The sequence below is a fragment of the uncultured Maribacter sp. genome (genome assembly GCF_947496775.1).
In the GTDB taxonomy this organism is placed as follows: Bacteria; Bacteroidota; Bacteroidia; order Flavobacteriales; family Flavobacteriaceae; genus Maribacter_B.
In genome coordinates, this window is the sequence record NZ_CANMDU010000011.1 from 132,567 (window position 1) to 144,186 (window position 11,620).

The following is an 11,620-nucleotide window of genomic DNA, read 5'->3' on the forward strand; positions in this document are numbered from 1 at the left end:
TTGAGTTATCAACAAAAACGGGGATTTCCCCCCATTTTACTTGTGTTCCCCAGAAATCCGTATAAATTTGTTAGAGGATTAAAATTATTTTAACTATTAATTAATATCATTATGAACAAAACAGAATTAATCGATGCAATGGCAGCTGATTCAGGAATCACTAAAGCAGCAGCAAAAAAAGCCTTAGAATCTTTCTTAGGAAATGTTGAAGGATCTCTTAAAGGTGGTGGTCGTGTATCTTTAGTAGGTTTCGGATCTTGGTCTGTATCTAAAAGAAATGCAAGAGAAGGAAGAAACCCTTCTACTGGAAAAACTATCCAAATTGCAGCTAAAAATGTTGTTAAGTTTAAAGCAGGTGCTGATTTAGGCAAGGCGGTAAACTAATCTGTTTAAAATACAGTATATAAAGCGTTTCTTAGCAGAAGCGCTTTTTTTTATACCCCAGCTTTTTGGTTTTTATTGAAAATACCTTATTTTTAGTTACCTAATGATGATAGAATATGATAGACTCTAAGCCAAACAAAGGAAAACTTTTGATTGCTGAACCTACATTAACTGGTGATGTTTCCTTTAATAGGTCTGTTGTATTATTGGCAGAACACAATGAGGAAGGTTCTGTTGGTTTTATACTTAACAAACCTTTAGAATTTTTTATTAATGAACTAGTTACCGAAATTAGTTTTCCTTTTCAGGTATATAATGGAGGGCCTGTAGAACAAGACAATTTATATTTTATTCATAAAGTCCCAGAGCTTATAACTAATAGCACCGAAATATCAGATGGGATTTTTTGGGGTGGCGATTTTGAAAAGGCTGTAGACTTAATCAACAAAAAACTAATCTCCGAAAATGATATTCGTTTCTTTTTAGGATATACCGGTTGGGCTTCCCTTCAACTAGACCAAGAACTTTCTTCTAATTCTTGGATTGTAGTTAAAAATAAATACGAAAGTTCTATTATTCAAAAATCCGCTGATGCATTTTGGAAAGAAAAAATGATAGAATTAGGAGGCGCTTATCTATTGTGGTCCAACGCTCCTGAAAATCCAAGTCTAAATTAAACGTGTTTTTGCAAGCGTATAACAGCGTTTAATTTACCTATAAGCTCTTTTGATGTTTCTATTGAAAAATTCTTTTTACGGTACTTTGTAATAGGTTGTATACCCATAATACTGTTCGTAATAAACAACTCATCTGCTTTTTGAAGTTCAAAAGGAGAAATAGAAGCTTCTTCTAAGACAAATGACTCTAACTTCTCCACCATTTTAATTACTTGTGTCCTTATTATTCCATTAACACAACCATCTTTCAAAGGAGGGGTTTTAATACTATTCCCTTTTACCAAAAATAAATTCCCATTCAAACCCTCTACAACTTGTTTCTCTCCGTTTAAAAGCAAACAAGTATCATAATCATTCTCTTTTGCAAAAACACTACCTACCACATTTAAAATTCGGTTATTCGTTTTTAAAGTAGATAACATATCCGCATTTACTTTAAAATCTTTAAAAAGCTCTGCTTCATACGGCTTCTCCGAAAGCATAAAAAAAGGAGATGATAGTGGAGTTGCTTCAATAACAAAAGAAACAGAGTTACTTTTGGGAGTATATAAACCTCCATTGTTCCTATAAATGGTTAATCTAATTCTGGCCTGGTCCAGACCATTACTAGCAGCCACACTTTTAATTTGGCTTTCTAAATACTCCATAGTAAATTCCATGGGTATTTGCATACGTAAAATACGCATAGAAGACATAAGTCTTAAATAGTGTTCCTCCCAAAGAATAACTTCATCAGTAACAAATCTAATGGTTTCAAACAAGGCATCGCCATATCGCAAACCTCTATTTTCAATATTTAAATAAAGAGTTTCATCCTTTAAAATTTCACCATTAAAATTAACCATAAAAAAAGCCTTAATAAATTAAGGCCAAAGATAATATTATTATGTGAAAAGGTTTATTTTGAACCTAAAATGTGCTTTAAATCGGAAACCTGATTTTCCCATAACATTTTTGCTTCATCTAGCTCATCATCTTCTGCAAAATCTGTTATAAATAAAGAAACGTCCTTCGTTATCTCATCTACAATTATTTTTAATTCAAAATAGCTATCATCTTCATTATCCTCCCATGCAAATCTAACAAACTCATCATTTTTCTTTTTCAAAAGTTTTGCTTCTTCTTCTGCACCATCCCAAATAAATTCAAACATTTCTCCTCTAGAATTTACATTATCGGCAAACCATTCAGATAATCCAGATGGCGTAGATAAGTATTGATATAATAGCTGCGGAGAGGCCTGAATTACGAATTCTATTTCAAATTTTATTTTATCACTCATTGATTACTTATTTATAATGCCAATATATATATTTATAAATGATAAAAAAATAAAAAATGTAGAATATTTTTTTAAAAGTATAGTTGAAGGTAACGAAATTTAACTTTATATTTGCAGCCGTTAAAAAAACCTGGCGAGGTAGCTCAGTTGGTTAGAGCGTCGGATTCATAACCCGGAGGTCACGAGTTCAACTCTCGTTCTCGCTACTATTATTTTCTTAAAATCAACGGTTTGTAAATTTACAAACCGTTTTTTTATACCTTCATTTTTATATACCTCTGCTCTTTAAAGAAAATTACGTTTTTTCCTTTTAGTTGTTAAACAATAGTATTACTTTAATTTTATGAAAAATACTATTTCAGAAAGAGTTGCCGATTTTCTTAAAAACTTCCCCCCTTTTAACCTATTAATTAAAAAAGAGTTACAATCTCTTTCCCAAGAAGTGGTTATTGTTTATCAGGAAAAAAATAGCACTATTTTTAATGAAGATACTACGCCGCATACCATATTTTACATAGTACACAAAGGAGCAGTAGCCCTAAGAAAGACCACTAATAACGAAATTATAGATATCTGCGATGAAGGAGATATTTTTGGATTACGCCCTTTAATGGCTAATGAAAATTACAAATTAGAAGCAAAAGCACATGAAGAAACTATATTATACGGTATTCCTTTAGATGCTTTTAAACCATACGCTAAGAAAAATGAAGCGGTGAGTACTTTTTTAATGGAGAGTTTTGCATCGAACACAAGAAACCCGTACTCTAAAAGCCATAAAGGAAAATTATACGGCAATGAAACTGTGGATACTATAAACCCCGAAGTAAAACTTTTAGATTTACAACCCGTAAAATATTCTAAAAAAATTATTAGTTGCAGCGAAGATACCCCTGTAAAAAAAGTAGCGCAGATAATGACAAAAAATAGAATTGGTTCTATTTTAATTCTGAAGGATGATTTACCTATTGGTATTGTTACGGATAAAGATTTAAGAAATAAAATTATTACAGGAAAACACCCAATAACATCTACCGCTTCTGCAATTATGTCTTCCCCAGTTATTACGTATCCCAAAAATCTTACGGTTACCCAAGCTCAAATGGCTATGATGAAGAGCAGCATTAGTCACCTTTGCTTAACCCAAGATGGAACCGTAAATACGAAAGCTGTAGGCATATTATCAAAGCATGATGTTATGGTTTCTCTTGGAGATAATCCTGCTGTGCTAGTGAAAGCTATAAAGAGAACTACAAAGTACAAACAAATAAAACCTATTAGAAAAAGTATAATGCATCTACTACAAGGATATTTAGATGAAAATATACCTATGGGGCTTATTTCTAAAATTATATCGGAGTTAAATGATGCATGCATAAAACAAGTCATTACTATTTCACTAAAAAAAATGAAAGTTCCGCCTCCTACGGAGTTTGCATGGATGGCTATTGGTAGTCAAGGTAGAGGAGAACAAATGCTCCATACAGATCAGGATAATTTTTTGGTTTTTAATGATGTTCCAGAAAGCGATTTACCAAAAGTTACCAAATACTTTTTAAAATTAGCAAAACATGTAACAAAAGGTTTACACACCATTGGCTATGAGTATTGCCCAGCAGAAATGATGGCATCTAACCCTAAATGGTGTTTAAGTTTACAAGAATGGAAAAACATGATATCGCATTGGATTATTAACCCTGGTCCAGATGAGATTCTTATGTCTTCTATCTTTTTTGATTATTCTATCTCGTATGGCAACAGAGATTTGGTAAATACTCTTTCGGATCATATTTTCGATACCACAAAAAAATACCCGTTGTTCTTGCTGCATTTAGCAAATGGAGCACTACAAAACCCCTCTCCTTCTGGATTTTTTAGATCGTTTTTAGTAGAACAAGATGGACAGCACAAAGATTTTTTCGACCTAAAATCAAGAGCATTAATGCCTTTGGTTGATGCTGCAAGAGTTTTAATTCTATCGCATTCTGTTAAATCTATTAGTAATACTTGGGAACGTTATGAAAAACTAGCCGAAATAGAACCTAATAACTCTGAAATATACTTGGCTTGTTCCTATGCCACCAAAGCGCTTTTAAAATTTAGAACCAAACAAGGATTACTGCACCATGACTCTGGTAGATTTATTGCTTTGGACAAATTAAGTAAAGAAGAAAAAATAAAACTAAAACGTACTTTTAAAACCGTAAAAGAAATACAAGAACTGATTACGGTACGATATAACGTAAATAACTTATTGCGCTAATGTGGTTTAAAAGCAAAAAAAAATATCCGGAATATTGGAATAGGTACGAAAGTCTTTTTAAAGAAGAAACACCGCAAGATATTTCTAAAATTCGCTTTGTGGTTTTCGACACAGAAACAACCGGTTTTAGTGTTATAAGTGATAGAATTTTATGCATTGGAGCGCTATCTTTAGAAAATAATAAAATTCAAGTACATAACTCCTTCGAAGTATATGTAAAACAGAATGTTTACAAAGAAGAGAGCGCAAAAATTCATGGTATTCTAAATAATAGCAAGAAAAATTTAATTTCAGAAGAGGAGTCTGTTATTCAATTTTTAGCATACTTAGGTAATGCCGTAATTATTGCCCACCATGCCATGTTCGACATTAATATGTTCAACCAAGCTTTAGGCCGATTAGGGTTACCAGAATTAAAAAATAAGTACTTAGATACTTCTACACTTTATAAAAAAACACAGTTAAAATCTAACCTATTAAAAAAACAAGATTTTTATACTCTAGACGAACTAACGGATAAGTTTGATATAAGCAAAGAAGACCGACATACCGCACTTGGCGATGCCTATATTACCGCAATTGCTTTCTTAAAAATACTAACCGAGCTCAAGAAAAAAAAGACAGTTACGTTAAAAGTCTTATTAAAGTAACCTTAGCCTAAATATGCAACTACATTTTTTTCTATACGCTCCTGAATATTAGAAATATCGGCTTTTACGAAAGTTTCTCCTGTAATATTCTCATAAAGTTCAATATACCTTTCAGAAACTGAAGTAATATATTCATCTGTCATTTCTGGTACGGTTTGTCCTTCTAATCCCTGAAAATTATTACTAATTAACCACTGCCTTACAAATTCTTTAGAAAGTTGTTTTTGTGCCTCTCCTTTTTCTTCCCTCTCCTTATAACCCTCTGCATAAAAATACCTAGATGAGTCTGGCGTATGTATTTCATCAATCAACACAATCTTTCCAGAGGCCGTTTTTCCAAATTCGTATTTGGTATCTACTAAAATTAATCCTCTATTCGCTGCTATTTCTGTCCCTCTTTGGAATAAGGCGTTCGTATATTTTTCTAAGACTATATAATCTTCTTCAGAAACAATTCCTTTTTTTAAAATATCCTCTCTTGAAATATCTTCGTCATGATTTCCCATTTCTGCTTTCGTAGCAGGAGTAATTATTGGGGAAGGAAATTTATCATTTTCTCGCATACCTTCCGGCATAGGCACTCCGCAAAGAACTCTTTTGCCTGCTTTATACTCTCTGGCTGCATGACCAGACATATAACCACGTATTACCATCTCTACTTTAAAAGGCTCACAAGCCTCTCCTACTGCAACATTGGGATCTGGAGTAGCGGTTAACCAATTAGGAACTATATCGGCAGTATCTGCCATCATTTTAGTAGCAATTTGATTTAAAATTTGTCCTTTATAAGGAATTCCTTTAGGCATTACTACATCAAAAGCCGATAGTCGGTCCGTGGCAACCATTACCAAAACATCATCCTTTAATTTATACACTTCTCTTACTTTTCCTTTATAAACACTTTGCTGTCCCGGAAAATTAAAATTGGTATCTATAATTGTATTACTCATATTCTTTATTAATTCTGATGCTCTATACTTTTGTATGCTGCAATTACTTTTTTAACTAATTTATGACGAATTACATCTTTTTCATCTAAATATATTACTCCTATTCCTTCTACGTTTTGAAGTATCAGAATAGCTTCTTTTAAACCAGATATGGTTCTTCTAGGCAAATCTATTTGTCCAGGATCCCCTGTTAATAAAAACTTTGCATTTTTACCCATTCTCGTTAAAAACATCTTCATTTGGGCGTGTGTGGTATTCTGAGCTTCATCTAAAATAACAAAAGCATTATCTAAAGTTCTCCCTCTCATAAAAGCCATTGGCGCTATTTGAATAGTTCCATTCTCTATATAATGCGCTAATTTTTCAGCAGGAATCATATCTCTAAGCGCATCGTACAATGGTTGCATATAAGGATCTAACTTCTCTTGCAAGTCTCCCGGTAAAAAACCTAAATTCTCTCCTGCCTCTACCGCAGGTCTCGTTAAAATAATTCGTCTTACCTGCTTCTCTTTCAATGCCTTAACAGCAATAGCCACACTAGTATAGGTTTTTCCTGTTCCTGCTGGCCCTATGGCAAAAACCATATCATTTTTTTTAGCAGCATCGACTAATTTCCTTTGGTTTACGGTTCTTGCTTTAATTAGCCTTCCACTAACACCATGTACTAAGGTTTCTCCACTATCATCAGAAGAAGTATCCTCTGCTCCATCTTCACTAGTTAAAACTCTTTCTATGGCATTTTCATCCAAAGTATTATACTTTGCAAAGTGAGCCGTAAGCATATCAAAACGCTTTTCAAACTCTTCTAAAAGCTCTTCATCTCCGTACACCTTTATTTTGCTACCTCTAGCAACAATTTTTAATTTGGGAAAGTATTTTTTAATAAGATTAATATTCTCATTTCCCTGTCCAAAAAACTCTCTTGGACTAATCTCCGTTATTTCTAAAATAAGTTCGTTCAAAAATTTTATTGGTTTAAAAATTAAGGTTACGAAAGAATAATTTCGCTCCGCTATTTTTTTGTTTAATTTTGTTTAACAAACTTAAGTAAATTTTCAGTTTACATAACCAAAAACATATCAACATTGCTGTATGGCAATAATAACACTAACTACCGATTTTGGATTGAAAGATTTTTTTGTAGGTGCTTTAAAAGGCGCTATCTACAAAGAGTTGCCAGATATTAAGATTGTAGACATATCGCATCATATAGAACCTTTCAACATTCAACAATGTGCATATGTTTTAGAAAACTCCTATAAAAGCTTCCCAAAAGGCTCCATTCACATTGTTGGTGTAGACTCCGAAGCTACTCCAGAAAACGAACATATAGTGGTTTTAATAGACGGTCATTACTTTATTAGCGCTAACAATGGCGTAATAGGTTTAATTACTTCCGAAAGAGAACCAGAGAAAATAGTAGAAATTAATTTACCCAACCCAAGTGAAACAGCTTTTCCTGTTAAAGACATATTTGTAAAAGTTGCTTGCCATATTGCAAGGGGCGGCACCTTAGAAGTTATTGGCAAACCATTTGTTAATTTAAAAGAACTTCGAGAATTTTCTGCTCAAGTCTCTGATAATGGTAATAAAATAACAGGAAGGGTAATTTATATTGATAATTACGGTAATGTTATTACTAACATTCCTAAACATGTTTTTGATTCCTATAGAAAAGGTAGAGATTTTGAACTACAGGCAAGAAATAATGTTATTAAAAAAATTAGAAACCACTATTGTGATATTATAAATTTTGACCTGGAAAAAAATAACCGAAAAGGAGCTGGAGATTTGCTAGCGCTTTTTAACTCCTCGGGATATATAGAATTGGCCATTTACAAAAGTAATTTAGATACCGTTGGTGGGGCTTCTACCCTATTAGGATTAGATTATAGAGACACAGTAACCATTAATTTTTTATAACATGATAGTCCGGATTGTTAAACTTACCTTTAAAGAAGAACACATTAGTACTTTCGAAAATCTTTTTGAGGAAACAAAAGAGAATATAAGAAATTTTAATGGTTGTCAGTTTCTAGAACTGTATCAAGATAAAAACAACCCTACTATTTTCTTTACCTATAGTTACTGGCAAGATGAGTCGTATTTAGAAGTATATAGAAATTCGGATTTCTTTAAAAAGGTATGGCGAAAAACCAAAGTGTTATTTCATGATAAACCCCAAGCTTGGAGTGTACATAAAAGAGTAACCCTACAATAAATAGTCTCCCGTTTTCCTTTTTTACCAAAAAAATGTAAACCTTCTATAGGTAGAGTTATAAACATTCTTAATTATTTATTTTTAGCGAAAGAATATCTCTACTTCCTTTTTTAAATTTCATATTGTTAATAAATAATGGGCACAACAAAGACGCTACTATCTTATTAACAGAGTTTTACACTCTAAAAAGGGTCTTTTACTCCCTCTAATTCTGTTGATAAGTTTGTTTCCATAAAATGACCAATTAAAATATCTTTGTTTGGATGACAAAAAGTAATACTTACATTACTTTTTACTTTTAAAGTTGGCTTACCAAAAGATAATTTGAACAAAAAATAAACGCATGAAATTTATAGTATCTAGTACATACTTATTAAAGCAATTACAAATATTAGGTGGTGTTATTAATAATAGTAATACCCTTCCTATTTTGGATAATTTTCTTTTTGATCTAAAACAAAAAAGCCTTACGGTTTCTGCTTCGGATTTAGAAACCACTATGAGCTCTGTTTTAGAAGTGGATTCTGATGCTGAAGGTACTATTGCTGTCCCTGCAAAATTATTATTAGAGACTTTAAAAACCTTTCCTGAGCAACCTTTAACTTTTGTTGTTGAAAATAATAACACTGTTGAAATAAGCTCTAACCACGGTAAATATGCTTTAGCTTATGCCGATGGTGCAGAGTTCCCTAAGGCAGTAGAGTTAGCGGAACCAAGTTCTACTACTATTTTAGGAGATGTTTTAGCAACCGCTCTTAATAAAACCATATTTGCTGCTGGTAATGATGATTTAAGACCCGTAATGAGCGGTGTTTTCTTTCAATTCTCCCCAGAGAACTTAACATTTGTAGCAACAGATGCCCATAAATTAGTAAAATACCAGCGTACCGATATAACTGCCTCTCAGGTAGCAGAGTTTATAATGCCCAAGAAACCTTTGAATTTATTAAAAGGAATTTTAGCTGGTAGTGAGGCCGATGTTACTATTGAGTATAACGATAGTAATGCCAAATTCAGTTTTGAAAACACAGAACTAATTTGTAGACTAATTGATGGTAAATATCCTAACTACGAAGCGGTAATACCAAAAGAAAACCCAAACAAACTTACTATTCCAAGAACACAATTGTTAAGTTCTGTTCGTAGGGTTTCTATTTTCTCTAATAAAACTACACACCAAATAAGATTAAAAATTGCTGGTGCAGAATTAAACATTTCTGCTGAGGATATAGATTACAGTAATAAAGCAGAAGAAAGATTAACATGTTCTTACCAAGGAGATGATATGCAAATTGGTTTTAACTCTCGTTTTTTAACCGAAATGCTTAATAACCTTACCTCTGATGATGTTGCTTTAGAAATGAGTTTACCTAATAGAGCTGGGATTCTTACTCCTGTAGATGGTTTAGATGAAGGAGAAACTGTTACAATGCTTGTTATGCCTGTAATGCTTAATACTTAAATAGAACAAACTTTATATATTAGAAAAGTCCACCATTTCTGGTGGACTTTTTTGTCTGCATTATATTAATTACTTAAGATATAAATCTAAAAGTTCCAAAGTAACTAGGAGCTTCTCCGATACTAACTTTAATAGTATTTGTTTCAGGAATAATATTAGCTAATTTTAAAAAAAAACTTATTAAATGGTCTAAAAAATATTACCCGGTTTACCATAACAGCTATTTTACTAAGTTTATAAATATTAGCAAGTCATATTACGAAAGGTAGTATTAATCCTCTGAATCCAACTATACAATTTAAATATTGGCAAACACATTTTCACATTAACAACTGTATATCAAGTAATTGTATTTAAAAAATACTTATTTTAAACATAAGTTGTATTTCAACGATTTCATATGTCGTTAACCTAGGACCTCTAGTCTATTTGTTAATTTATTAGTATATTAAAAAGTTACTTATAATTAAATTAATAACCTTCAAAACACCACAATATGAAAAAAATTATCACATTGTTTATGGCTTTTGCTTTGGTTTTTGTTTCATGCGAAACAGAATCATTGGATGTTTCTAACCTAGATTCGGTAGATGCTAAGAGTAAAGTCAAAAAGGATAAATCCAAATCAGACTACTCGAATAAAGATTTATGCAACGTAAATTTACTGCCAATCCTACCAGAATTTGTAGAGGCGTGTACTACTGTAAAACCTGCAGATGCTTCGTATTTTTTGATAGATATTGAATTAGGAGATTTAGCGGGATCAGATATTCCCGCTTGGTGTGTAGATGTAGACCTATCATTAAACGTAGAGTGTTTTAATGCTGAAGTTTATTCCAGTTATGATATTTTACCTGATAATAAATTTGAAAATCCGCAAAACTTTGATTTAGTTAATTGGATTCTTAATCAAGACTTTATTGGACAACCAAGTCCAAGTGGAGGTAACTACACTTTTGGAGACCTTCAATGGGCTATTTGGGAATTAATAGACGATAAGAATTGTGTTTCATGTACTTACCTTGGTGATGACTGGAGCGAAGAAAAAGGGTTAGAAATTGTTGATTCTGCAGTAGTAAATGGAGAAAATTTTGAACCTATGGCTGGACAAAATCTTGCTATTGTACTAATTCCTACAAACAACAAACAAAGTGTTATTATTCCTTATTTATTAGCATGTGAACCAGAAGCATCTTCTTGTGAAACAGCTTTTGCTAGAGGAACTGATGGTAATACATGTTTTAGTGATACACCTCAAGGATTTAATAGGTGGGGTTGGACTATAGGCCCACTAAATGAAGGAGATTATACTTATGATATTTGGGCTGCAGCGGGTCAATGTGATACTTCAAAAGGAGAACTAGTTGGTACAGTAGATGTTAGTTATAATGCAGGTGATGTCTCTGTTACGTACAATATTGACCCCTACTATACCGTAAAAGAAACGCATACGTATGCAGGTAATGGAATGTTTCCTTTAAATAAAAAAGGAAAAGCAACTGTAGCGCCTGGTCAATATAGTATTGAAGAAAACTTAGATGGAGAAATTTATGTTATAGCACATGCTGTTGTGTGTAAATAAATGTAATTTATACAAAAAAAATAGTAAAAAAACATAGAAAGCAAAGTTCTTTATAGTCTTTGTTCTCTATGTTTTGAGTCGTCCTAAAATAGGTTGACAATTTATTAAATAATTAAATTAATCCAGCGAAGCTAGCTTCGCTGGATTTT

At 32.3% G+C, this 11,620-nt stretch carries 12 protein-coding genes and 1 tRNA gene; 9 read left to right on the plus strand and 4 right to left on the minus strand.

What is annotated here, in order from left to right; all coding sequences use genetic code 11:
- The first annotated feature begins 111 nt into the window (after window positions 1-111).
- Both Q0856_RS16010 and Q0856_RS16015 read left to right on the plus strand, forming a co-directional pair.
- Window positions 112-384, plus strand: coding sequence for an HU family DNA-binding protein (locus Q0856_RS16010; RefSeq protein WP_298479854.1), 273 nt, complete (start codon window positions 112-114; stop codon window positions 382-384).
- Between the two features lie 116 nt (window positions 385-500).
- Window positions 501-1,061 carry a YqgE/AlgH family protein gene (locus Q0856_RS16015; protein WP_298506668.1) on the plus strand — a complete coding sequence of 187 codons (561 nt, stop codon included), beginning with the start codon at window positions 501-503 and terminating at the stop codon, window positions 1,059-1,061.
- Here Q0856_RS16015 and Q0856_RS16020 read toward each other — a convergent pair.
- Complete coding sequence (locus Q0856_RS16020; RefSeq protein ID WP_298506670.1) at window positions 1,058-1,906, minus strand: aminotransferase class IV; 849 nt, start codon at window positions 1,904-1,906, stop codon at window positions 1,058-1,060. The two genes, Q0856_RS16015 and Q0856_RS16020, sit on opposite strands and share 4 nt — an antisense overlap.
- Before the next feature lie 53 nt (window positions 1,907-1,959).
- Window positions 1,960-2,343 (minus strand): START-like domain-containing protein, encoded by a 384-nt coding sequence (locus tag Q0856_RS16025; RefSeq protein ID WP_298479847.1) that lies wholly within the window; start codon window positions 2,341-2,343, stop codon window positions 1,960-1,962.
- Window positions 2,344-2,475: 132 nt separating this feature from the next.
- Between Q0856_RS16025 and Q0856_RS16030 the strand changes: the two genes are divergently transcribed.
- The 3 genes from Q0856_RS16030 to Q0856_RS16040 all read left to right on the plus strand — a co-directional run bounded on the left by Q0856_RS16030 (window position 2,476) and on the right by Q0856_RS16040 (window position 5,256).
- Window positions 2,476-2,549, plus strand: a tRNA-Met gene (locus Q0856_RS16030).
- A 137-nt stretch (window positions 2,550-2,686) separates the two neighbouring features.
- A complete protein-coding gene (locus Q0856_RS16035) occupies window positions 2,687-4,606 on the plus strand; it encodes a DUF294 nucleotidyltransferase-like domain-containing protein (RefSeq protein WP_298506673.1) in 1,920 nt (639 codons plus the stop codon).
- The gene (locus Q0856_RS16040) at window positions 4,606-5,256 is read left to right on the plus strand and encodes a 3'-5' exonuclease (RefSeq protein WP_298479841.1); all 651 of its coding nucleotides are present in this window, start codon (window positions 4,606-4,608) and stop codon (window positions 5,254-5,256) included. Before Q0856_RS16035 ends, Q0856_RS16040 begins: the two co-directional genes overlap by 1 nt.
- Window positions 5,257-5,258: 2 nt before the next feature.
- Here Q0856_RS16040 and Q0856_RS16045 read toward each other — a convergent pair whose 3' ends face one another.
- A complete protein-coding gene (locus tag Q0856_RS16045; RefSeq protein WP_298506676.1) occupies window positions 5,259-6,206 on the minus strand; it encodes a phosphoribosylaminoimidazolesuccinocarboxamide synthase in 948 nt (315 codons plus the stop codon).
- 8 nt (window positions 6,207-6,214) lie between these two features.
- Window positions 6,215-7,168, minus strand: a complete 954-nt coding sequence (locus tag Q0856_RS16050; RefSeq protein ID WP_298479835.1) for a PhoH family protein — start codon at window positions 7,166-7,168, stop codon at window positions 6,215-6,217.
- 130 nt (window positions 7,169-7,298) lie between these two features.
- Between Q0856_RS16050 and Q0856_RS16055 the strand changes: the two genes are divergently transcribed.
- The 4 genes from Q0856_RS16055 to Q0856_RS16070 all read left to right on the plus strand — a co-directional run bounded on the left by Q0856_RS16055 (window position 7,299) and on the right by Q0856_RS16070 (window position 11,471).
- Entirely contained in the window at window positions 7,299-8,129 is an 831-nt protein-coding gene (locus tag Q0856_RS16055) for an SAM-dependent chlorinase/fluorinase (protein ID WP_298506679.1), read from the plus strand.
- Between the two features lies 1 nt (window position 8,130).
- Entirely contained in the window at window positions 8,131-8,427 is a 297-nt protein-coding gene (locus tag Q0856_RS16060) for an antibiotic biosynthesis monooxygenase (protein ID WP_298506682.1), read from the plus strand.
- Between the two features lie 343 nt (window positions 8,428-8,770).
- Window positions 8,771-9,889 carry a DNA polymerase III subunit beta gene (dnaN, locus tag Q0856_RS16065; RefSeq protein WP_298506686.1) on the plus strand — a complete coding sequence of 373 codons (1,119 nt, stop codon included), beginning with the start codon at window positions 8,771-8,773 and terminating at the stop codon, window positions 9,887-9,889.
- Window positions 9,890-10,385: 496 nt separating this feature from the next.
- The gene (locus Q0856_RS16070) at window positions 10,386-11,471 is read left to right on the plus strand and encodes a hypothetical protein (protein ID WP_298506689.1); all 1,086 of its coding nucleotides are present in this window, start codon (window positions 10,386-10,388) and stop codon (window positions 11,469-11,471) included.
- Window positions 11,472-11,620: the final 149 nt, after the last annotated feature.

Excerpts from the sequence above, each read along its gene's own strand:
- Q0856_RS16040 (WP_298479841.1), top strand. The coding sequence starts at position 4,606 with ATGTGGTTTAAAAGCAAAAAAAAATATCCGGAATATTGGAATAGGTAC.
- Q0856_RS16015 (WP_298506668.1), top strand. The coding sequence starts at position 501 with ATGATAGACTCTAAGCCAAACAAAGGAAAACTTTTGATTGCTGAACCT.
- Q0856_RS16035 (WP_298506673.1), top strand. The coding sequence starts at position 2,687 with ATGAAAAATACTATTTCAGAAAGAGTTGCCGATTTTCTTAAAAACTTC.
- Q0856_RS16055 (WP_298506679.1), top strand. The coding sequence starts at position 7,299 with ATGGCAATAATAACACTAACTACCGATTTTGGATTGAAAGATTTTTTT.
- dnaN (WP_298506686.1), top strand. The coding sequence starts at position 8,771 with ATGAAATTTATAGTATCTAGTACATACTTATTAAAGCAATTACAAATA.
- Q0856_RS16045 (WP_298506676.1), bottom strand. The coding sequence starts at position 6,206 with ATGAGTAATACAATTATAGATACCAATTTTAATTTTCCGGGACAGCAA.
- Q0856_RS16070 (WP_298506689.1), top strand. The coding sequence starts at position 10,386 with ATGAAAAAAATTATCACATTGTTTATGGCTTTTGCTTTGGTTTTTGTT.
- Q0856_RS16025 (WP_298479847.1), bottom strand. The coding sequence starts at position 2,343 with ATGAGTGATAAAATAAAATTTGAAATAGAATTCGTAATTCAGGCCTCT.
- Q0856_RS16010 (WP_298479854.1), top strand. The coding sequence starts at position 112 with ATGAACAAAACAGAATTAATCGATGCAATGGCAGCTGATTCAGGAATC.
- Q0856_RS16020 (WP_298506670.1), bottom strand. The coding sequence starts at position 1,906 with ATGGTTAATTTTAATGGTGAAATTTTAAAGGATGAAACTCTTTATTTA.
- Q0856_RS16060 (WP_298506682.1), top strand. The coding sequence starts at position 8,131 with ATGATAGTCCGGATTGTTAAACTTACCTTTAAAGAAGAACACATTAGT.